The sequence below is a fragment of the Henriciella sp. AS95 genome (assembly GCF_038900055.1).
GTDB lineage: Bacteria > Pseudomonadota > Alphaproteobacteria > Caulobacterales > Hyphomonadaceae > Henriciella.
The window spans coordinates 3,763,645-3,785,351 of sequence record NZ_JBBMQM010000001.1; the positions used below are offsets into that span (position 1 = coordinate 3,763,645).

At 55.6% G+C, this 21,707-nt stretch carries 16 protein-coding genes; 6 read left to right on the forward strand and 10 right to left on the reverse strand.

Annotated features, from left to right (window positions below; all coding sequences use genetic code 11):
* The first annotated feature begins 22 nt into the window (after positions 1-22).
* Complete coding sequence (locus WNY37_RS18245) at positions 23-979, forward strand: FKBP-type peptidyl-prolyl cis-trans isomerase (protein WP_342974837.1); 957 nt, start codon at positions 23-25, stop codon at positions 977-979.
* A 123-nt stretch (positions 980-1,102) separates the two neighbouring features.
* On the opposite strand, the gene WNY37_RS18250 is transcribed toward WNY37_RS18245, so the two are convergent.
* Positions 1,103-2,545: a tetratricopeptide repeat protein gene (locus WNY37_RS18250; RefSeq protein ID WP_342974838.1), complete on the reverse strand. Its 1,443-nt coding sequence runs from the start codon at positions 2,543-2,545 to the stop codon at positions 1,103-1,105.
* A 57-nt stretch (positions 2,546-2,602) separates the two neighbouring features.
* Complete coding sequence (locus WNY37_RS18255) at positions 2,603-5,218, reverse strand: glycosyltransferase family 4 protein (RefSeq protein WP_342974839.1); 2,616 nt, start codon at positions 5,216-5,218, stop codon at positions 2,603-2,605.
* A gap of 268 nt (positions 5,219-5,486) precedes the next feature.
* Between WNY37_RS18255 and WNY37_RS18260 the strand changes: the two genes are divergently transcribed.
* On the forward strand, positions 5,487-6,836 hold the full coding sequence (locus WNY37_RS18260; protein WP_342974840.1) for a DUF2793 domain-containing protein: 1,350 nt from the start codon (positions 5,487-5,489) through the stop codon (positions 6,834-6,836).
* Positions 6,837-6,990: 154 nt separating this feature from the next.
* Positions 6,991-7,611: a sulfotransferase family 2 domain-containing protein gene (locus WNY37_RS18265; RefSeq protein WP_342974841.1), complete on the forward strand. Its 621-nt coding sequence runs from the start codon at positions 6,991-6,993 to the stop codon at positions 7,609-7,611.
* A gap of 36 nt (positions 7,612-7,647) precedes the next feature.
* On the opposite strand, the gene WNY37_RS18270 is transcribed toward WNY37_RS18265, so the two are convergent.
* The 3 genes from WNY37_RS18270 to WNY37_RS18280 form a co-directional block, all read right to left on the reverse strand.
* Positions 7,648-9,048 carry a hypothetical protein gene (locus WNY37_RS18270; RefSeq protein ID WP_342974842.1) on the reverse strand — a complete coding sequence of 467 codons (1,401 nt, stop codon included), beginning with the start codon at positions 9,046-9,048 and terminating at the stop codon, positions 7,648-7,650.
* A 27-nt stretch (positions 9,049-9,075) separates the two neighbouring features.
* Entirely contained in the window at positions 9,076-9,972 is an 897-nt protein-coding gene (locus tag WNY37_RS18275) for a sulfotransferase (RefSeq protein WP_342974843.1), read from the reverse strand.
* 75 nt (positions 9,973-10,047) lie between these two features.
* Positions 10,048-10,623, reverse strand: coding sequence for a glycosyltransferase (locus WNY37_RS18280; RefSeq protein WP_342974844.1), 576 nt, complete (start codon positions 10,621-10,623; stop codon positions 10,048-10,050).
* 212 nt (positions 10,624-10,835) lie between these two features.
* Here WNY37_RS18280 and WNY37_RS18285 point away from each other — a divergent pair, with 212 nt between their 5' ends.
* Positions 10,836-11,075, forward strand: coding sequence for a hypothetical protein (locus WNY37_RS18285; RefSeq protein WP_342974845.1), 240 nt, complete (start codon positions 10,836-10,838; stop codon positions 11,073-11,075).
* A gap of 28 nt (positions 11,076-11,103) precedes the next feature.
* On the opposite strand, the gene WNY37_RS18290 is transcribed toward WNY37_RS18285, so the two are convergent.
* The 5 genes from WNY37_RS18290 to WNY37_RS18310 form a co-directional block, all read right to left on the reverse strand.
* Positions 11,104-11,835: a hypothetical protein gene (locus WNY37_RS18290; protein WP_342974846.1), complete on the reverse strand. Its 732-nt coding sequence runs from the start codon at positions 11,833-11,835 to the stop codon at positions 11,104-11,106.
* A gap of 76 nt (positions 11,836-11,911) precedes the next feature.
* Positions 11,912-15,103, reverse strand: coding sequence for a glycosyltransferase (locus tag WNY37_RS18295; RefSeq protein ID WP_342974847.1), 3,192 nt, complete (start codon positions 15,101-15,103; stop codon positions 11,912-11,914).
* Between the two features lie 156 nt (positions 15,104-15,259).
* Complete coding sequence (locus tag WNY37_RS18300; protein WP_342974848.1) at positions 15,260-16,057, reverse strand: ABC transporter ATP-binding protein; 798 nt, start codon at positions 16,055-16,057, stop codon at positions 15,260-15,262.
* A gap of 2 nt (positions 16,058-16,059) precedes the next feature.
* The gene (locus WNY37_RS18305) at positions 16,060-16,905 is read right to left on the reverse strand and encodes an ABC transporter permease (RefSeq protein ID WP_342974849.1); all 846 of its coding nucleotides are present in this window, start codon (positions 16,903-16,905) and stop codon (positions 16,060-16,062) included.
* Between the two features lie 24 nt (positions 16,906-16,929).
* On the reverse strand, positions 16,930-17,775 hold the full coding sequence (locus tag WNY37_RS18310) for a sulfotransferase family 2 domain-containing protein (RefSeq protein ID WP_342974850.1): 846 nt from the start codon (positions 17,773-17,775) through the stop codon (positions 16,930-16,932).
* A gap of 181 nt (positions 17,776-17,956) precedes the next feature.
* Between WNY37_RS18310 and WNY37_RS18315 the strand changes: the two genes are divergently transcribed.
* Complete coding sequence (locus WNY37_RS18315; RefSeq protein WP_342974851.1) at positions 17,957-20,425, forward strand: glycosyltransferase; 2,469 nt, start codon at positions 17,957-17,959, stop codon at positions 20,423-20,425.
* Positions 20,425-21,606 carry a glycosyltransferase family 4 protein gene (locus WNY37_RS18320; RefSeq protein WP_342974852.1) on the forward strand — a complete coding sequence of 394 codons (1,182 nt, stop codon included), beginning with the start codon at positions 20,425-20,427 and terminating at the stop codon, positions 21,604-21,606. Before WNY37_RS18315 ends, WNY37_RS18320 begins: the two co-directional genes overlap by 1 nt.
* Positions 21,607-21,707 lie beyond the last annotated feature (101 nt).

Genomic DNA, 21,707 nt, shown 5'->3' on the forward strand with positions numbered 1-21,707 from the left:
GAAAGCGTATCGAGGGGGCGGCATGCCAGGTATCATTCGTCAGGTCGGACTAGCCGCTGTCGTGCTCGCCTTGGCCGGCTGCCAGTCCATGCCGAAAATGCCGGCAATCGGTTCAGCCAAGGCCAGCTGTCATGGCATCAAGCCGGGCTCTGGCCCGTTCATCCCGCCCTTCCCTTCGGCCTGCCCGGACGTGCAGACCAGCGCGAGTGGGATCCAGTGGATTGAGCTTGTCGCTGGCCCGGAAGGCAAAGGCTCCCCTGAAGCCGACGCGACGGTCATCGTCGCCTATGAGGGCTATCTTGCGGCCGATGGCACGCGCATTGACAGCTCTTATGCGCGTGGAGAACCGGCGGTCTTCAATATCGAAGACGTGATCCAGGGCTGGACCGAGACACTGAAGCGTATGAGCACAGGCGATGAGTGGGTCGTGTTCATTCCCTATCAGCTGGCCTATGGCGCAGCCGGGCGCGGTGATGCCATCCCGCCGCGCAGCGATCTCGTCTTCAAGATCCGCCTGGACGGCTTTCTCAACCCCGATGAGATGGAAGACGCCAACTCAAAACCGGCTTCTGCAGGTGCCACAGGGGCGTTCTGGAATGAATTCCTGCCATGGGACGCATCACGCGAAGGCGTCGTTCGTCTGAAATCGGGGCTTTCATACTTCGTGATCGATGCAGGCGATCAGAGCGCCGGCAAGGTGTACGCCAAGGACACGGTTGCGATCGACTATGAGGCCCGCCTTGAGGATACCGGTGCTGTCATCGGATCGACCTGGCAACAGGACCAGCCACTGGTCGTCAAAGCCGGCGACATGATCCCCGGATTTGCCCAGATGATAAGCCTGATGAAGCCCGGCGCCGTCTGGATCGGCCGGGTGCCCTCAGCCATTGGCTACGGCAAGGAAGGCGTTGACGGTATCATTCCGCCCAATGCGGATCTGATCTATCTGGTCAATCTTATTGCGGTGAATCCCCGTTAGTCATTGCGCTGTCTGAAGCCCGGCAATGACCATTCACGGACAATCACCGCGCCTATCAGGTTCTTGGCGAAACCGGCCTTGAAGGATGAAGGCTGTGGCCAACAGGACAGAAAATTTGCTTCATCAGTCTGCCAACCGTCTCCGAAGATTTTCGAGGCGAACGTTGAGCCCGGCATTGTCCGGCGAAAGCTTCGCTGCGATCGTCGCCGCTTCGAGGGCTTCCGCCAGATGACCCTGCCGCTCGGCGGCGAGACTCAAGCCGTGATGGGCCGGGGCATGGTCAGCTTTGAGCTCAATCGCGCGCTCGAAGGACCGTTGGGCATCGGCGAACCGCCCATTGCGCACGTATTGCATGCCGAGCTGCGTGACGATGGCCGGATTGTCCGGTGCGATATGGCTGGCCTGGAGCGCAGCCTGCAGGCCGGCCTCCACATCTCCTGAGGCGGAAAGCGCTTGTGCCAGAGAAATCTGAAAACCTGCTCTGTCCGGAACCAGCTCGACAGCCCTGCGAATATGCTCAACTGCCTCGTCCGCTCGCTTGTTACGCATAAGGGTGCGGCCCAGCGCAATTCGCAAGTCTGCATGCTCTGGAAATTGTCCAACGCCGGCCTGGAGGGAAGACAATTCGTTCTGATCATCACCAGCATCGCGACTGAACCGGCTCTCTCTCAAAAATCCCTCTGGCAGTTTCAAGGCATAGGTTGATCGACCACCTCCGGGCGACTTCGACGCCCAGAAAGATGCCCAGCGCGCTCGAATGTCGTCATATGCCGCTATCTGCGACAGGCTGTGATCTGAACAAAATTGAGCATCGAGCGCCGCAAGTGGCAGGCCGCCTTCAAGGTCGAGTGTGTTGCCAGACGTGTCGTTTTCGAAGTGGCGCTCACCGGGGTCGAGAAAACCATCAATCAAGGCGCCCGTCTCACCAGCATGGCTCGGTGGTTTGAGCTTGAGGGCCGCGGCAGCCTCATCCAGCGTTCCTCGCCAGTCCTCAATCAAATCATCAAACTCAATCAGATAGCGTGACACATCCCGGCAATTGATTTCCGATTCCAGCATATAGCTCAGCCACAGATGCATGCCGTGCTGCAGATCCATCCCGTCTCGCGCCTGCAGTGAGGCGGCGACCTCCACAGGGTTCCTTCGGGCCATGAGGGCCATCGGGGTGATGCCCACCTGCTCGGCACCTCTTAGCCAGATCGGCAGCGTTCGGGACAATCGTGGATCCTTGAGGACGGAAGGCACCGCGTGGCTGGTCTCGGCGTCCAGAAATTCGGCCGCCTGTTGAATGAACTCGTCAGACTGACTGGACATCAGCCCCTTCAGGTCCACCGGCTTCGGATCGTACCAGAGCCGATCAGCTGCATCGAGGATGCGCTGGTTCAAGCGCATCATGTCCAAGGGCTCCCAGAACCCCTTACGATTGGCATCATTCGCCGGCAGCAGGTTTTCCGGAAGCGAATATCCGAGCAGGTTCAGAACTCGCGTAAGAGCAGATGTGCCGGACCGGTGCATTCCGAGCACGAAGATAACCTGACGCGGCTGTTGTGACGGGGTTTCATTCATCAGATGTCCAGCGCCGTACCGCTATCTGCTTCGCACAGAATACCAATTTCTCTCGCCCTAGCTACTGCGATGGGTCGATGCGTTGGGCATGGTCTCGCTCGCGCGTTCCTCAACTTGGGCTCGAAAGTGCATCTTCTGGATGCGCTCAAATTGCTGGTGGACCGTACGGGCGATGGTGCTGACGGCGTACCGGTCCAGCATAAAGGCGCGAGCGGCTGTTCCCTTCTCAGCGGCCTGTTCCTGATGCTCGAAGACATGGCGCATCAGCTCCGATGCATGGTCAAGATCAGGCTCTGCCCAAACCTGTCCACCTGACTCCGGATAATCGCCGGGGCGTACCGGGACCAGCTGGTAGCGAACCGGATAACCGATTTCATCGCCAAGATAATCGCGGTTCCCCGAATAATTTGTGGCGATGACAGGTTTGCCGAGCTGCATGCACTCGGCGATATTCATTCCGAAACCTTCAGAGCGGTGGAGAGAAATGTAGCAATCACACAGACGCTGCAGGGCCGCGTAGCGCTCATTGCTGAGTGGCACATCAATGAGAATTATCCGGCGGTCATTCGCGAGTTGGGTAACCAGTTCGCGTCCGTTCTCGCCGTCATCCAGACCGCCATGCAGCTTCACGACGAGGCGAGCGCCCGACTCAGGGCCAGTGTCCGGAAACGCCTTGCAGAAGGCTTCATAGGCCGCCATCGGGTTCTTGCGCGAAACGAAGGATTTCAGGTCGAAAGAACACAAGAACAGGAACTGATCATTGGGCAGTCCGAAGCTTGTCCGGCTTTCACCGGAATCGCGTCGGTGAGGAATAGGATGCGGGATGACGACAACGGGCTTGTCCGTTTTCTTCTGCACGGCGTTCTGCACGAATTTGGACGGAACCCAGACTTCGTGGACATAATCCAGTGAGCGAAGCCAGGCTTTCGGGAATTCTGCAAGTTCCCACGCCCAATATCCAATTCTGTATCGCCCGCGCAGCCAGTTCGCCGGAAGACGATCCATTTCGCGCGGCATCTGGTCGGCATTGATGTGAAATATCAGAGTGTTGAACGGTGACGCCGTCATCTGCGCATTATTGTCGAGCGGCACAGACTCAGAGGCGTGCCCCGGCGCAATCAGCACATGTCTCGACGTGTCGATATCAGCCGCGGCCACAATGTCGGTCATCCGACGGGCCCCTTCTCCGACGCCGCTCACAGCACTCAAATAGCCATAGATGCCTACGCCTGCCGGCAGGCTTGCGTCGAAACTGGTCGGCCCACTCAACTGGGCGCCTTTGGTCCCGTGCCCGGATGCTGTCCGCATCACAAACTCGCGGATGTTGACCCGCACATCGTGCGGCAGCTTCCGATACGCGCCCCTGAGCCAGGTGCTACGCTCCATCAACGTATTGGCCAGCCACCTGCGGGACAGGAATTTCGACGGGCCCTGGTGTCGCTGCTTGTCCAGCACCCCTGTTGCGCGAGCAACCGATGTATAGGCTTCCGGCGGCAGATTATATTCGCTTCTCGCAGAATGGATGAACCAGCGACAAAAGGCTTCGCGGCCATTGTCATCGGCCAGATGAAAAGAGCGGTGCAGGTCGGGGCGTTCTTTCCAGATCTGGCTCATCACCCTTGTCACAGGCATTCGGCCGCTTGGGACATCCCGGGCTGGCTCGTCCAGAAAGCTGAAGTTCGGATTGAACAAGTCTTCCCGGCTGCGCGTGGAACTTGGCTCATTAGCCCCGTAGACGCGGCGCGCGATGTCGGGGACAGGCTGGCCGTTCTCATAGGCGCCAAAGCCATATGGCATCGTGCTGAAAACGTCGTGACCCTGCTTATCCAGCTGCTCAAGATATTCGTCCAACAGCCCCTTTAGAGGACCAATATCGTCAACGCCAAAGCGGTTCTGGTGTTTGGAAAAGACGTTAGGATTTCCCGGCACGACACCGCTAAAATGGAAGAAGTGCAGCGCGTGGCGACCGACTTTCCAGGTCGAGTTTTGCTTCGACACGGGCCGGGAGGCGAGGTTCCAGTACGCAACATTGTAGCCGGGATGGCGCAGAATATGGACGTCCTCTCCATAGGACGGCGCGAGATCCATAAACTTCTGGTCGACGAACAGACCGTTTTCCAGATCGACCCTGCAATCGACAAGCATTCTGCGATGCCACCATTCAAGCAGGGCTCGAGAGGCCGGATAATCGGCAAACGACGCGAAACCAAGATTGTACGCGCCTGTGCGCATCAATCGCACATCATCAGGGTCGAAGCTGTCTTCCAGAGGCTGCATCGAATGAGGCGTCAGCACGACCTGACTGCCGGCATTGTGCGCCTCGTGCACATGTTTCAGCGGCTTTATGATGTAGAGGTCCGGATCGAGGTACATCACCCGGCCAAACCCACGGTCCATGAAGTGGAGAATTGCGGCCGGCTTCACAGCCGTATTCAGCTCCATGACCGAATAGCGGAACGCCATGTCCCAGAAGGCCTCAATGCCGAGGTCTTCCGCGTACACAACCTTGCAGGGCAATGCGTTTTCAATTTCGGGGTCGAGGCGCTCATCAACGAGGACGATGAAAAAATTCTTTGCTGCCGCAGGATCAGCAGCCTGCAACGAGGCGTGCAGGGTCTTTGCATATGCGAGATAATTCGCCGAGCAGATCGTGAAATAGGCACATTCTGTCATGCGGGTCGAACTCTACCTCGAACAAATGTCTCGTTCTGCATCGCCATTATCGCCCAATACTGCTCGCTGACACGCGCCTGACTGGGCACACTTGATGAGCAAGCGATAATTTATCCTGTGCAGAAGGTCTATCACCTCGCGTGCGATCCTGCACCTTTAGTTCGAACTTTGACTGCTTAATACAGCGATCTCAGAAATTTGGTCCGACCGATAACTGGCCCCGCAGATAATCCTGCTCCCCACACAGCTCAGGCCAGGAATGCTGCTCATGTCCGACTCGACGACCCGCTTAAATCTACCGTATCTTATGCCGAACCAGGCCCAGAAACACGTGACGCTTAATGAATCGCTGGCGCGGCTCGACGTCCTGGTTCAGGGGTCGGTGATATCAGCGTCCATCGCAACACAGCCGGTTTCGCCGTCAGAGGGCGATCAGTACATTTTGCCGCCCGAGGCCAGTGGCGATGCGTGGAGCCTTCACGATACCAACATGATCGCTGCATTTCAGGACGGCGCCTGGCAATTTCTGACACCAGGCGTCGGCTGGGATTTCCGCATTGTCGATGAGACAACGCGCGCCTGTTTCGACGGTTCGGATTGGGTTCGAGACAATGAGACGTTTCGCGTTTCGCAGCTGGGCGTGAACACCGTGCCGAATGCGACGAATCGCTTCTGCGTCAAATCTGACGCCGAGCTTCTCAGTCATGACGATCTCACACCTGGGTCGGGCGACGCCCGGAAGATCATCAACAAGTCTTCATCGGCCCATACAGCCTCGCTGCTTCTACAGACGGACTGGAGCGGGCGCGCAGAGATTGGGCTGGTGGGAGAAGACAATCTTGCCCTCAAGGTCAGCGCTGATGGGGCGGGTTTTCTTGATGCCGCACGGTTCAGCGCCAGCACAGGCACGGCCAGTTTTCCGCAGGGCCTGATCCATCAACTGACTGGCGCCCCGATCCGGTCGCTGCTGCCGATCGCGGGTGGAGACGGAATCTCTTCCATCTATCGTATCAATCCCGACCGGGCCGAGAATCCTCGCACCTATTCATTATCCGCCGTTTCGGCGAACACGCTGACGCTAACCACGACTGATGCTGACACGATTTTTACGCACTCCAAGATGGCTGGCGTCTCGATGCTGCGCATCTGGAACGTCAGCAAGTCCCCTGCCGAGCCGGCTTGGGTCACCGCGTCGTCCGCGGCAGATAGCATCGACGTGCTGAATGCGGCATCCGTTGCGACCTGGACGGCTGGCGAAACCATACAGCTGGGCGATCCGACCTCGCAGACGCCGGGAAACGTCATTGCGATCGACATAAGCCCGATGATGCAGTCGCTGTTCGGCGCGGTCTTCCCCCAGGCAGGAGTGTCACTCAAGGTCGCGGCATTACCGGGCAGCTCAGGCGAGAGCGCGCTTGAGGTGTCACCCAATGGCGGGGGCGGAACCTTCATTAGCGTAAGAGGCTATGACGGGGCCCCCTCACCAAGCAGCCAGCTTCTCCTGGCGTGCGATCTGCCTTCGCCCGTATCCGACTCCAATCTCGTCTGCCTGCGCGAAACCGCCATAACGGGCGACGTCGGCATCAGCATTGCGACGGTTCTGGGCCTTCTAGTGTAGGCAGCATTCTCCAGAGCCCGGATCAAATGTCGGACCCGCTATTGCATCGCGCGCGCCAATTTACTCAATTGCGCGAGCTGTTTGACCGGCGCCAGCGCACACCGCATCACTTGCCGGGCCGGGACGCGGATTGAGCTGTGAAGGAAGGATGTGAATGCCAGTCTTTGTGAAGGACGATAAAAAGATTCTCTATGTCCATGTGCCAAAAACCGGCGGGACCAACGTTAACATTTCGCTGCGGCGAAGCGGCTTCCGGCACGCCTTGATCCATAAACCGGATGATGTACTCAATGGTCTACGCAGGTGCTCACCTCAACATTTCCATGCGGAGGTGCTGCGAACGATACTTAAGATCGAATTGTTCGACTATATTTTTGTCACCGTCAGGCATCCCCTAAAACGCATGCTCAGCGAATATCGGATGAGAAACGGCGACCCGGCGATACAGAGCGCCACACATTTCGATCAGTTCGTAGAGAAGTGTTTTAGATTATACCGTAGCAATCCTTTTAGTTACGACAACCACATCCGACCTCAGTCCGAATTCTTGCTGTCCGACGCTGCCGTATTCAAGCAGGAGGATGGATACGACGAGAATTGGGCCGACAAAATAACGCTTGCACTTGGCGGAGCGGTTCAAGTGAAGGCCAACCCACAAGGCAGAGCTAACAAAACCGTAAAGGGAAAATCATTTGATGTGTCGCCGCAAACGAGGCGTCTGATCGAGGATTTTTATCAGTCAGATTATGACTTGTTTTCCTATGCAACAGGCTGACGACATATGAACCGCCAATAGTCGTTGTTCTCAGTCTTACGCTTTGCTGCGACCATCAAGCAAATGAGGCTCTGCCAGCGACAAGATCTGCTGTACTAACCCATCCACATCGATGATCTCGTAGAATGCATTTCGGTCCAAATCATCGCCTGAAGGGTGAACGTCGAAGAATTTTGGGTCGACACAATAAGGCTTGATGCTGTCTTCAACGTTTTTTGCATACCAGTTCGCGATTCTCTCGCCACGTTGAGGCTCAACAAGGACGCCACTTTTTTCCCAGAACCACCCGACTTTATGCTGAATGGTTCCAGGGTGCGCGATGTAGAAGGACGAGAACCCCGCAAGGTAAATTGCGTCCTTTACAGAAACGCCACTCAGATCAACGACGCGGTGCTTTGCATTGTCAGGAATGCGCTCCATCAGATCAGAATAAAACGCTCGACAGTTCAAAACCTGAGGATGTTCAGCGGTGGCTTCTGAGGGAGGTTGAAGAGCACCTTCAGGAATGGAAAATCCATTCAGAACGATCAGCAGGTCGTCAAATCCGTTCAACAGCGCCTTGACCAGATGAACGATGAACTCGAACTGGTTCGTTGATGTGCGATTCTTGAACCGCAATGTGATCCACACGGTGGTGAGAGCGTCTCGCTCGATCCGCTGCCCAAGCTCTTTCACCTCAGGCGCCAGATCGGCCGACCTTACAACCCTCTGAATCCGTCTTTTGGCCCGCTTGTCCAGCACAGAGGAGCCAGCCCGGAATATAAGAGAATCGTCTCGTCCGAAATTAGCGCTTTCACCCACAAAGAAGAATTGCTGGGAATTCAGTTCGGGGAAAATTTCGGGCATCGGAGCCAGCGTGGAATGCTCGACACGGACCTTATGACAGGCCGGTGAGGGATTACCGCTATCTTCCAAGATGTTGGCAAGTGCCGGCAACTCGTTCCAGCAGAAGTGAGCAAAGTTCGTATGACCGATGGCAAGTTCTGGTTCGACCGACCTGCTCCAATCGATAGAAATCGTTTGCCTGAGATCGCGAAACCGCACCAGCTTTTCAGTTGGCGGTCCTGATTTAATTGCGGGCGATTTCTTCAAGGCGACATAGTCAAAGCTGGAACTTTCAGGCGCCTCGATGACCACAGCCGCAACAATCGGAAACCCCTCATGCACCAACCCCGTCAGTAGCCAGACTTCCTTTCCGTCCTGAAGTTGCCCGCCGAGCCAAAGTTCGTTTCGCTTCGCTCCGATCGACCGAGTGATCGCCAATGGCGCTGCCTGAAACGGCGTTTGGAGTTCGAACAGGCCTTCATTCCATATGGCGAGCTGGTATCGCCGAAGTACACCCGGCGAAACGAATTCGTTCAGTTCTCGTATGTCGCGCGAAAAGGGGTCTGCATCGTCAATCTGGAATTGTGATAGCTTCAAGTCAGGAGCAGCCATAAAGACGCTAGTGCCCTCGCGAGTTCGTCAAAAAGTACACTCCGCCAAAAGTGCCTCATAGGTCTCAAAGTCGAACTGGCTTTCTATTTCATTCTGCTCAAGCTGCGTCAATTCTCGAGGTTTTTCACTCACCTTGATGGAGCTTTTGCAAAATTGCTCCAAGTCTCTGTGAGGTATGGCGCTGCTGTCGAGGCCAAGCTTGTCAAACAATGCGACCAGATTTTCGACGTCGCTCCAGAAAGTCGCGTAATTCAGCACAATTAGATGTTGGTTTTGCCCCGCCAAGCCAAACCTGGACAAGCTAAGGGCCGTCTTGTTGTTCTGGTTGAGTTCCTTAACCGCGACCGTGTGATCGCGGTCTGCCGGCCATGTGCCATTTCGCGCTCGCTCGATATAAGAATGTGCCACCTCGAACGGATCTCGCACGACGTGAACAACAAATAGCTTTTGGTTTTTGAAGTGGTTTAGCGTGAGCGCAGCGGAGTCCATGAAATTGGGGCGCTTGTCACCAACAATGGCGTCGTCTGTCATTGCATCAAAAACCGCCGGGTTTCGATGCTGATCGAGCGATTTAAGTACGCCCATTTCATGAAACCGCTTGATTTCCTTCGGGTCAAACATCCCTGGTCTGTATCCAAACCGGGACGAATACAGCTCAATGAACATTGAAATCTTGGGATGAAGGCTGAGAAGTTTCCCGAGTGCCGTTGTGCCGCTGCGGGGAGCACCACTTACGAAGACATATCCCTGATCACGTGTCGACGATTCGACATCGACCGAAGCGTCAAAGGGAATCTCGTGGATGTTATCAGGCGAACTGACTTCATGCTCTTGGATCAATGAATCGGTCAACTGTTGTGCCAATTCCAGATCACCTGAATGAAGCGCTCTCATGACCCGCTTTAGATCGCGTGCTCGACTCAAATCTCACTCCTTATGCGCATTGGCTCGGCAATGCGGCGGTCTGGAACCTGCATTCGTCCGACATCGACTTCAAATTCAGCTGACAAAGATGGACTCGCCGCCTTCTTTCAGGTTCTTGCGCCAGTCTTGGTCGCCGCTCTTATACTCTAGATCATTGCGAAACAGCACATACTGGCGCACGAGACTCGCAGGCTCCATGTCATAGCCCTCAAAAATCGAACTGCGCTCAGGATCTTCATGCATGTGGGTCATGATTCCGGGGCCCGTCACCATCCAGACGTTGTTGGATATCTCGTTCTCAACGTTTTCAACAGCTTGTTCGACTGATTTTTCATAGAGCTCTGCATGTGGCTGCCGGACGAACAGAAAGTCATTTGCGATGCGTGTTTGGCGCGTCATCAACAAGCCGATTTTCCGACCGCTGATAAGCTCAGGAAGCTTGCCACTGTTTCCGGTGTCAGCATCGACGTAGACACCACCGTGGACCCATAAGGCGCAATAGCGAAAGAAATCAGCTTGCATGGCAGGGATTGCACACTTGCGATACGCAGCCAGGGTGCGGCTGTCGAAGTGAGTTTCGATGAACTCCGCCGCTGATTCAGAATTGAATCGAGCGTATTCGAATGCGCTTTCATTGGCCCATGTCGACATCAGAGACTCAACCTCATCGGGAGCGCTCTCTGTGTTCCAAAACTGGAATAGTTTTAAGGGTGTGCTCGGTATCTCCGACAAAATAGAATTCCTGAAATAGCAATTTCCAGAGGGAATATCGCATCCGCAACAATGCGTCCACACTCACTAACCGACAACAGATCCGGCTTCTTTCGAATGCGGAGGAAATTGTCGTCGAAGCCGGCTCGTCAATGCATATCCTCGATATTCTGGGACATCAGAAATCGCCGATCCACGATTATGCTGGCCGGATGCCCGGACAGGGACCGTCGCTGATGCATATCGAAAAGCTCGTGAAGTTCCTGAGGCGCCAGGGATTAGCATTCAATCCTGCAGAGTTCCGGAAGGACATTGTCAGGGAAACGTTTGCAGATATGCGCGCCATTAATATTCAGCTGCCGGGCGCCACCCCGGCAACGAGCGATGACTGACTTGATGACGACAGTGCCCGGCGCCAGCTTACTCGCCGCTGGCGACCGTCTCCAGACGGATCAGCTCCCTCGCCCTTTTCATGAGTTTGAAATCCTGTTTGTTCGCGTCCAGCAGCAGAGCTGAGAGGCTCGGATCAAGCGGCGCGCTTGCCGATTTCGAGGAAACGTTCGCGCGAACAGCCTCGCCCTGAAAGTCCTCATAGAAGGGCTGCAGGCGGTCCGTCAGGCGCACCATGAAACTATCGAATCGCTCGACCAGTCCAACTGTTCCAGCCGAATGAATGGCTTCCAGAGCGGCAACGGCACGGTCGATTTCCGAGCCGTCGCCCGGTTTCAGGGATGCAATCCGTTCGGTCTGGAAGTCGCGGCATTGGCGGTCGCCCTTCCGATCAAGGCGCGCGCGAACATAACCGCCAAAATCATGCTCCTTGGCCAGTTGCGCCCCCCAGGTGTCGGCATCCTGCTTCTGCTCAAATTTGTAGGCAGACTTGATGCGATCAATCGGATCGCGCAGCAGGATAACAGGGATGATGTCGACCCTCTCAACCTCAGGGATAGGGCCCAGCATTGTGTGCGAAGAATAAGCGACGCCCTCGGGGGTTGATGCGATCCACTCAGCGACGAGAGGACTGTTATTTCCGCCCTGATTTGGAAACTCCTTCGTCAGCCAGCGATCTCCAAAATTTTTCTGAAGTGTTCGATCAACTGACGTGCCGGCATTCTTGAAGAGATGGTAGTGCAGAACGACTTTTCTGTTCATTATAGACCTCCACATTGCCCACCCAGCTCTTTCGGCATGGTAGCATCGGGCATTTTCTCGTTATAGTTATAATTCATCAAAGAACAGAGAGATATAAGTCAGCCGTTTCGAATGCCGCCAACATCTGTTTCCGGCCTTTCTCAAAGGAATACGTTTCTTCCAGATATCTCAGCGAATTTTGAGAAATTGTGTTCCAGAGCGCGTCGTCGGAATTGAGCTTTTCGATGGCGGTGCACCAATCTTCTTCACTTTCGGCAATGAGACAATCGTAGCCATTGCGTAGCCCAATGCCTTCAGCGGCGACAGGCGAAAGAACACAAGGAATGCCATGAGACATCGCGCTCATCACCTTGCCCTTAAGGCCTGCACCGGACAATAACGGCGCCACGAAAATCCGGTGCGGGTCGAAGGCATCGCGCACGTGCTCTACAAAACCGACGGGTTCGATATTTTCGCAAGCAAGCGCCTTGATCTGGCTCGACATCGACGAACCATAAATCGAAAGCGTCGTTTCGGGCTGGCTTGAAGAGAGCCGCGGCATGATCGTGCGGGCAAACCATTCAATGCCTTCCGCATTGGGGTGGTGTCTGAAACTTCCAAGGAAGGAAAGCCCCTTGCGCCCCTCAACCGGCGGGATGTCTTCCGCGATTTCGACCGTCCACGGACATTTGAGGACTTTCACGTCGCTTTCGGCGTAAGCCTCGATAACGGAGTGCTCAACCTCATTATAGGACAGCACAACATCGACCTGGTCGATGATGCTCATTTCCTCATCTCGGATCTGCTTTGCCGCTTCGCGTCTCACTGAATCGTTTTCTGCGCGGGCGGTGCGCAACTCCCGCAGGAAGTGCAGGTCGGCATTGTTGAAGAGTATGCGTGCGGTTGGAGCATGCCGGCGAATGTGTGGGATCACCTCACGAGCAACATAATAGCGCGTAAGATAGAACGCGTCGAAATCTGCGGCATGCTGTTGCAGATACTCCGATGGGCTCATGAAGAACGGTGCGTAGATAACCTCCACGCCCATCTTCTGCAGCTCGGTTGTATAGTTTCCGAGCACAGCCATGTTCATGGGCAGGAAACTGACCTTGTAGCCCAGAGACTGGACGAGCTTGATTTCCTGGATCGCTGCGTACGATCCAGCGTCCTTATCGGGAAGCGGCGTCGAATAGTCCACGAACAGGACGCGGCCGACGATTCCACGATCTTTTTCCAGATCGGGCCGGACGCCTTCCTGACCGAAATTTGCGAACTCCCGCGCCCAACGCCGCTTGAATTTGGGGCGATTGACTTCCTGAAAGCGTTTGAACCCAGACGATGTATCAGTTCCACTCGTCATGCCCTCATAGTGATAGACAATCGACGATGGAACAAACCAGGTCTGATAACCGGCTTCCCGGACCTTGAAGGCGAAATCAGTGTCCTCGAAATACATAGGTTCCAGATAGTTCGACAGGCCGTCGACCTTGTCCCAGATTTTCTTCGGAACCATCATGGCTGCGCCCGAAAGATAGTCTGCCTGGCGTGCATATGAGTAACGCGGTTCGTTAGCGTTGGCTCGATTGCCAAAATTCCAGGGATTGCCCGACCCCCAGATGATTCCGCCGGCATCCTGCAGGTCTCCATTCGGGTAGAGAAGTTTGGACCCAACCAGTCCCGCATTCGGGAAGCGATCAAAAGCGGCGCGCAGCTCATCCAGCCAAGTGTGCGTCACTTCAACATCATTGTTCAGCAGGACGATGTATTTGCCGCGCGCGGCTTCCGCGCCTTTGTTACAAGCCCGAATAAACCTCAAAGGCTCTGAATTGTGAATGACCTTGATGCCGGAGACGATTGTCTCCAGCTCAACAGTTTCATCCGTAGAGCCATCGTCAACGACAATGACCTCGAAAGTCGTTTCATTGTAGGCGGCGAGCAAGGAACAGAGGGCAAAGTAGGTCACTTCAACCTTGTTGTGCGCAGGAATGATCACCGACACTTCGGGATTGGAGACCTTGGGAAATTTAAGAGGTTTCAGCTGGACACGTTCGTAGCCGCCCTCAAGCACGGACATTACATAGCCCAGCTGTTCCAGATCAGCGCTTTTCGGGTTGTTGGCGATATGCGCCTTCAGGCTGTCAAACCGTAAAGCTGACTGAGGAAAAATGGATGTCGGAAACGGCGGATTGGTTTCGCGCTGCAAGATTTCCGCAGGCGTCAGGATCCATGACATCAGATGTTGGGATTCGCGAAAGCGGACGGTGCCAGACTTATCCGCAATCGCCAGTTGGCGTATCGCGCCATTGAGAAATGCGCGCGGAATGCTGAAGAAATTCGCTTCGGTGGTGAGGGTGAGCCGCATCGCTGGCTGACCATCAACCAACAAGGCAAAGACGCCAGGATCATCTGCGCGAATTGCAACCATATGGCCATGGTTTTCGGTGATCTCGACGGTCGTGTCTGCACCGAGATTGAGTCGCTGTTTGTCTGCTCCAGCCCCGATCCACACGTCATCCGCCATGGTCAGGATGGTCGGCATGTAGGCCACGAGCCACTCGTCGCTGGCCGAAGCGTCGGACTCTATCAACTGGACAGGCGACAGGACCTGTTCTTTGGAATTCGGCGTCGTAGACACCTGCGCATCGGCGATAAAGAGCCAGGGCTCACTGCCCGTTCCGTCTTCCAGATAGGCCTCATAGTCCGTCGTAACCTGCACCAGCGAACCGGCATCACCCGGAGCGAACGGAATGTTGACGGCGAGATATCCAGCTTTCAGCTGTCCGCCCCGCTTCGTCGGATCGATAACGACCCGATGGGTTTTGGTTTTTCCAGAACCGACATCGGTCATTTCAACGACGAGCGTACATCTGGCGCGGTGCGCAGCGACATGAGCACTGAAGAAGTGGCGGCGGTCGCTGGGGTCTACTTTCAGCGGGGCTCCAAAATTGATGGTCAGCGGACGATCCCTCTCGGTGATCATCAGCTGCATTGTGTCGCCGCCGCTCAACGCCCAATCGAACAGGTGATTGACGTGACATTCAACACCGTTTTCGACTTCGTGCCCATCACGGTGCGCCGCCACATTTTCACTGATACTCTCGCTGATCAGTCGGACCGGCCAAGAGAAATTGTCCACCTGCGCGGCGTTTCCAACCGGCTCGAAGGGTAACGAGACATCCCCGACCGCAAGTTCGAGAGGCTGAGCCAACTGCGAACTGTCGACGCGAGCGAAGACCTTGCAGTCCAGCATGACCAACTCCAGCAGACCGCTAATCTTGGAAAAATTCATCTACATCTCGCTCCATGGATTTCGCTCACAGGTATTCCCTTAGGCGGGACGGTGACCGCGGTCCAGACCGGCCAAAGGCAAACCCGCCATTCGGGCGCTCGGGACGAACGGAAACGGTTTCTTGCCGCACAAAGCATCGGGGCCGACGCCGCATGCCTACGCAAGATCCTGCACGTCGTCATCCAGATCGGGCAATTGCTGAGTGCCTTGCTGGACGACAGCATCAAACTCTTCAAAGACTTCTTCAAGTTCACCAAATCGCACGACACGGCCCTTTTCGAGCCAGAGCGCCTTGTTGCAATTTGCACGCAAAAGGCGCGTGGAATGCGAGGCCAGGACCAGAATGCCCGCCTTGTCTGCGTGCTCACGCATTCGCGCCTTGGCTTTCTCCCGGAAATCCGCATCGCCGGCAGACACCCATTCGTCGAGGAGAAGTATTTCGGGTTCAAACGCCGTCGCCAGGGAAAACAGCAGTCGCGCTTTCATGCCCGCAGAATAGGTGCTCATCGGTAGATAGATGAATTCTCCCAAGCCGCTGAACTCAACAATGGCTGGCATGTATTCACGAATTTCCTCTTTCGTGAACCCACGCATCAATCCGCCAAGGATGATATTCTGATAGCCCGTCGCGGTCTGCCGGGTGCCGATAGACAGCTCAAACAAGGCATCGGTCATTCCATCGATCACAACCGTGCCCTGCTCCGGCTGAAAGATGCTGTGAAGCAATCGAAGCAAAGTGGATTTGCCTGATCCATTCCGGCCGATGATTGCCAGCTTGTCGCCCTCGGCGAGGTCCAGCGATATGTCGCTGAGCACCTGAAACTTCTTCAGCCGACCGTTGCGACCAAGTTTCATACGCGGGTCTTCCGGCAATTCACCGGGCTTCAGACGCCCCCCCATGGTGAGGCGAACAGGATACGAAAAGCTGACATTATCGAGCTTGATACTTGTCATGCCTACACCCACGCCGCCAAGCGACGCTTGGACATTGAAAAGGCGATCAGACCAGCGATCCAGCCCCCAATCGTCACGAGAATCACGACTGTCCAGTTCGTCAAACTGGGTGACTCTCCCATCAGCGGCAGACGGAATACTTCAATAAAGTGGGTGAAGGGATTGTAGTGGGCAAGCAGGAGCCGCCGCCCCTGCACGACTTCGTAATCCCAGAAGACCGGCGTTGCGAAGAAGGCAATCCTCATGATCGCAGGCAGCAAATTCTGGAAGTCAGACGACCAGGCGCCGAGCGACCCCAATAACATGCAGCACCACACGCCATTGAGCGCAAATATTGCCAACGCCACCACCACCATGAGGAGATGCTCAACGCTCGGTACGCCTTGCATCATTATCAGCGGAACAAGCACCAGAGCATTGATAAACATTTCGAAGAACGCGCCCGTTATGTGCGTGTATATCAGGACGCTCAGTGGAGCTCTGGAAGACTTTATCCACCCTCCTCCACTGGCGAAGATGGAGGCTCCACCCGAAACCATCCCTGAAACAAAGCCGAAAGCTGTCAGTCCGGTCGCCAGGTAAACCATGTATTCGAACTCGGTTCGAACAGGCGACGAACGCCCGAACACCAGAACAAAAACTGCGATCATCAGCATGAAGGAAATGGCGATCCACCCAACACCGAGCGCGGCGCGTCGATACCTCTGAATGACATTTTCCCAGGCGAGTGCACGCCACAGCTCATGCAGACGGAGGCCCGCCATCAGATCACCGATGGCGGTGGTGTCTCGTTTGAGAAGCCTTCGACGCTTCTCAGCAGATTTTTCGAGAGGAACGGATGAGTCCATGGTCGTTCTCAATTTGCAGCGATGCTAGACTGGGTAGCCGTACGCATCGAAGTCATGGCGGTAAAGAGTCCGCAGGCTTTCGGCTGCATCGCTTTGCGCAATTGCCGAGGCAGTCGCATCAAAAACCTTGAACGCCCTGTCTTTGTGAATGGGTACTCCGAGCCTCATGAGGCGCAGGATTTCGGCGTCGTTCTTCTGAACTTTGCTGTGATGGTGCGGCGAATTGTGCAGCCCCTTCACCTTTGCCGTCGACGGCAGGGCGAACATCTCCTCAATTCGCAAAAAGGCATTTCCCGTATCATCAATACGCAGAGCCGTGAGATTTATCGAGCGCTCAAGCGCCTGGTACTGCGGCGAGATATGCGGATCCAGACCGGAAGCGTCCTGCTGGGCCAGCCATTCACAGAACTGAAGAAACGAATAGGCGTATTCCATGTCCTGCCGGTCACCGGTGAGGTATTCGAGCACTGACATTCTTACTTGCGTCGACCAATGATCGTCATTCGTCACAACGCGCCGGTTGCACGTCTCCAAATAGCCGCTGAAAGCGCGCTCATATGGATTTCGCACGAGCTTGATCACCGGCATACCAGCGCGGATCGCGTCTCGACAGTCTTCAAGGTAGCGCGGCCGCGCCTTGAAGACATCATTCTCGTAATTGTGGATCCAGCGATGATGCTCAAGCGCCTCATCGAGAAGCCCTAGATGGTAGAAAAACCACTTTACGGCAATCGTGCACGCAGACTTCTGAGACCACATGATGATCGCTGGAAAGTCAGGATGGAATAGTGGAATTCGGTAGTTCAGCGCGGCTACGGAAAGCGAGTCAGATTCGTCCCGTGTCTTCAGCAACCTCCGTGCGATACGCAAACCAACTCTCCACTCTGAAACACGGGATTTTCTATCTACCGCCGGGCGCAAGCGCAACTGATTGCCTGCAAGCTGAACAACGCCCAATTCGGTCGCCGCCAATCTCATAATCCACCTTGCGTCTGCAAGACGCTACGGTCTAGTTGTCGCAGGGTTGAGGCTGAAATTGGAGAGTGTGGGTTTGTCGCTCGATGCAGAACTGCCAGAGAAGCGCCTGATCGCCTGCGTTCAAGAGCACTTCGATGCAGACTACTACCTGAAAGCCAACAACGATGTCTCTGAAGCCGGAAGCGAACCGCTCGGCCACTACCTGCTGTTCGGATTCTCGGAGGGACGTGCCCCCAGCCCCAGAATGACCGGCGCTGAGATGCAGTCCATCGTGGTCGAACTCGTTGGCTCAATCCCTGATCGCACTCAGCTTCATCAGGCTTATCAGCTACATCGCCAATCATCGTCCCTGTTTCGGCGCCTGAAGTCTGCGGTCCGCAAAACGATTACACCAAATGCTGCAGCAAACAAAGCAAATCGGTTGGGCGGCGTTTTCAATCGAGGCAAGGCGCCTGTTCTCACGCTTGAGGACATGGTCAATCTTGCAGCCTTCAACGCCTTGAACCGCTCGGGCTGCTCACTGGATAAGGCATCCGAGGTTGTCGAACATGTGATTGAGAAAGGATACCAAAGCCTGGATCCTCTCGATTTCCATCTCGTACCGGATCCGCCGTTTCATCGGAGCCTGTATCCGGACACTCAGAAACTGGACGATGCCAACCTTTACCTTCGTTGGCTTGAAAACGGATATGCCGCCGGAAGATTTTTAAGCGAAGCCCACATGCTCAAGACAGTTGGCGTGACAGCGACGCGGCTGCTTCGCGATTTTCCGCATGAGGCCTATCGGAATACCTATCCGGACCTACCCTTGAGCTGGTCCTCGTCGCAGTTGATGCTGCACTTTCTGAAATCCGGCATTCCTGAAGGACGATTCGGTTTTGACATGCCTCAGGGAACCATATCTGCTGTCGTCGATGCGATCGTTCACATCAACCGGACCAATCCTCAGCTGGCTCTCGACCTCAGTGAGAAAATGCTGGTGCTGGGACATGAGTCATCACGGCTTCGGCTGATTGCGGTCAGTCATTACAAGAATCTCAATCGCATCTGGGGCGCATCCCGCTTGCTTGAAGGCGTTAAGAGCGGCGTTCCCATTGAGCGGTTCTGGCTTGCCTATCACCGCGGAGACTTGCAACGACGGACCGGAAATCTGGGGCAGGCTCTAACCTATCTTGACGAGGCTGCGGCCATCGAAAAAGACAGTGTCTGGGTTGAGTCCGAGGTCGAAAGCCTGCAGCGCGCCATCTTCACCCAGGAGCGCCAATCGGCAGAGCAATGGGCCAAGGGTGGGCGCATGAATGAGGCCTTGAGCAAGCTCGATGCAGCGATCCAGGACACTTATCTCTCACTAAAACCCTTTGGCTGGTCCGAACTTCCCAAAAAACCGCGCAGGTTTCAGCCTCCTCTGCAGCGACGGGCGATGCGTATCGGATTCCTCGCAGACCTTTTCTTGCCGCAATGCCGCCTCTACCGGGTCGACCAGAAGATCGAGCAATTGAAAGAGGCTGGTATCGACGTCGAAATGTTTGATTTCCGAACCGAAAGCCGTGAGGCTTTCGAACAGGTTGGCCTTTTTGATGCCTGGCTGTTTTACCGTGTCCCAGCGCATTTCGACGTTTTGAAAGTCGTATGGCTCGCCAATAAGATGGGACGGCCGACCATCTATGAAATAGACGATTTCCTGATCGACCCTGAACATTTTCCCGAGCCATATGAAAGCTATGACCGGTCTCTCTCCAAAGAAGAGTATGCGGGACTGCAACTGACGACATCCTATAATGGCGGCGTTGCCCGGCTGTGCGAATACGGACTGGCCTCGACACCACCGCTCGCTCAGGAGCTGGCGCGATATGTTCGTTCATCGCACGTCATCACGCATCGCAATGCCCTCTCTTCAAAGCACCATGACGCCATAAAGGCTGCGGAGCACCGCTCTGCCCGCGGACGCGGTAACCGCGACAGGATTCGAATATTCTATGGGTCAGGTACGAAGGCCCATAAGGATTTCCTGCAGGAGGTCTTCTTTGACGCAATTGCCAGCGTGCTGGAGCAGAGACCAAATGTGGAGCTCCATACGCTGGGCCATGTTGATGCGCCTCAACTCACACAGAGGTTCCCTGATCGCGTCGTTCAAGCCGAGCCGATCTGGGATGTATCGGCATATTGGAAGACGCTCTCAGAGGCCGACATCAATGTCGCGGTGCTCAAGAAAAGCCTTCTTACCGACTGCAAAAGCGAGATCAAATGGCTCGAAGCGGCCATGCTCGGCATCCCTTCCGTCGTCAGCGGGACCGCAACGATGGCAGAGATCATCACCGATGGTGAAAATGGCATGATCGCCAATACGCGCGATGAATGGGTCGCCAGGCTGCTAACCCTCGTCGATGATGCAGCTTTGCGACAAAGCATCGGTAACATGGCGCGCGAACAGGCGCTGGAAACTTACTCCGTGCCTCAAATGGCAGGCCAGTTGAAGTCGAACCTAGAAGCCCTGTTCGCCGAAAAGAAACCAACCCGTCAGCGAAAGGCCGTCGTCGCCTGATGCGCATTCTCGTCGTAAACGTTTTCTATGCGCCGCAAATGATCGGCGGCGCGACACGCGTTGTGGCGGACAATGTCCGTGACTTCCACAAGGATCGCCGCGTTCAGGACGTCAGCGTGTTCTGTTCGCTGCAGGGCGGCACCATCGAACACATGATGCGCAGCTACAGCACGCCTGAAGGTCCGGTCTATGCGGTGACCGCAACGCAGGACCCTAATGTCGATTTCCTTCTAGATGACGAGAAAATGCGGGCGCGGATTGACGCCGTGCTCGACCAGGTCCAGCCGGACATCATTCACTTTCATTGCGTCCAGCGCCTGACGAGCGGTATTGCTCTGGTGGCGCGGGACCGCGCTATTCCCTACGTCATCACCATGCATGATGGATGGTGGATTTCTGACCGTCAGTTTCTCGTCAACGAGGCGGGTGACATCGAGACGTATGACTATCGCGACCCGGACAAGACCGAGGCCGTGTTCGGCTCGGACGCCGTCAAACGTCAACAGGCTCTCTGGCAGGCCCTCGACGGCGCCGCTCGAATTCTGACTGTCTCGGAAACATTCCAGCAGGTCATTGAACAGCATGCCGGGCTGAAGGGTGTCATCGCCATTCCCAATGGCAGCCGGCCGATGAGGGCGCTCAAGAAGAAGCCGTCGGAAAAACTGATGATCGGATATCTGGCGGGCATCGCCCATTACAAGGGCTACCATCAGATGCGCGCAGCTTTCATGCGCGGCAACCACGATCAGATAAAGCTGATCGTCGTCGACCATGCGCTGCGCCAGAACGAGTCCTATGCCGAGTACTGGGGTGCAACCGAGGTCGAGCGGATCGGGTTCATACCGCAGGCAGAAGTCGCCAAGCTGTATCAGCGCCTGAATGCGGTCATTGTCCCATCGATCTGGCCGGAAAGCTTCGGACTCGTCGCGCGGGAAGCCCTGCAATCAGGCTGCTGGCTTATTGCCTCAAATCGCGGCGCCGCCGCCGAAGATGTGATCGAGGGCAAAAACGGGCACGTGTTCGACCCTGGCCAGGCTCAGGATTTTGACCGGGTGCTAGCCAAGCTCAGTCGCGAATACGAGAAATATTCCAACCCGCCTGAGCGTCCCGAGATCCGAACCACGCAGGAACAGGCAGACCAGCTGCTGACCCTCTATGAAGAGGTTCTCGGCGCGCAATAATAAAGAGCGCCCCGTTCCGCGCCAAACCCCGACTATTTTCTCAGCTTGCCCAGTCTGTATTGTTTGAGAGGGTGTCGTGGTGCGGGGTTAGGGGGTGGTCG

What these genes read in the sequence shown, in the direction of transcription:
- WNY37_RS18245 (WP_342974837.1), top strand. Translation starts at nt 23, where the DNA reads ATGCCAGGTATCATTCGTCAGGTCGGACTAGCCGCTGTCGTGCTCGCC.
- WNY37_RS18250 (WP_342974838.1), bottom strand. Translation starts at nt 2,545, where the DNA reads ATGAATGAAACCCCGTCACAACAGCCGCGTCAGGTTATCTTCGTGCTC.
- WNY37_RS18255 (WP_342974839.1), bottom strand. Translation starts at nt 5,218, where the DNA reads ATGACAGAATGTGCCTATTTCACGATCTGCTCGGCGAATTATCTCGCA.
- WNY37_RS18260 (WP_342974840.1), top strand. Translation starts at nt 5,487, where the DNA reads ATGTCCGACTCGACGACCCGCTTAAATCTACCGTATCTTATGCCGAAC.
- WNY37_RS18265 (WP_342974841.1), top strand. Translation starts at nt 6,991, where the DNA reads ATGCCAGTCTTTGTGAAGGACGATAAAAAGATTCTCTATGTCCATGTG.
- WNY37_RS18270 (WP_342974842.1), bottom strand. Translation starts at nt 9,048, where the DNA reads ATGGCTGCTCCTGACTTGAAGCTATCACAATTCCAGATTGACGATGCA.
- WNY37_RS18280 (WP_342974844.1), bottom strand. Translation starts at nt 10,623, where the DNA reads ATGTCGACATGGGCCAATGAAAGCGCATTCGAATACGCTCGATTCAAT.
- WNY37_RS18285 (WP_342974845.1), top strand. Translation starts at nt 10,836, where the DNA reads ATGCATATCCTCGATATTCTGGGACATCAGAAATCGCCGATCCACGAT.
- WNY37_RS18290 (WP_342974846.1), bottom strand. Translation starts at nt 11,835, where the DNA reads ATGAACAGAAAAGTCGTTCTGCACTACCATCTCTTCAAGAATGCCGGC.
- WNY37_RS18295 (WP_342974847.1), bottom strand. Translation starts at nt 15,103, where the DNA reads ATGAATTTTTCCAAGATTAGCGGTCTGCTGGAGTTGGTCATGCTGGAC.
- WNY37_RS18300 (WP_342974848.1), bottom strand. Translation starts at nt 16,057, where the DNA reads ATGACAAGTATCAAGCTCGATAATGTCAGCTTTTCGTATCCTGTTCGC.
- WNY37_RS18305 (WP_342974849.1), bottom strand. Translation starts at nt 16,905, where the DNA reads ATGGACTCATCCGTTCCTCTCGAAAAATCTGCTGAGAAGCGTCGAAGG.
- WNY37_RS18320 (WP_342974852.1), top strand. Translation starts at nt 20,425, where the DNA reads ATGCGCATTCTCGTCGTAAACGTTTTCTATGCGCCGCAAATGATCGGC.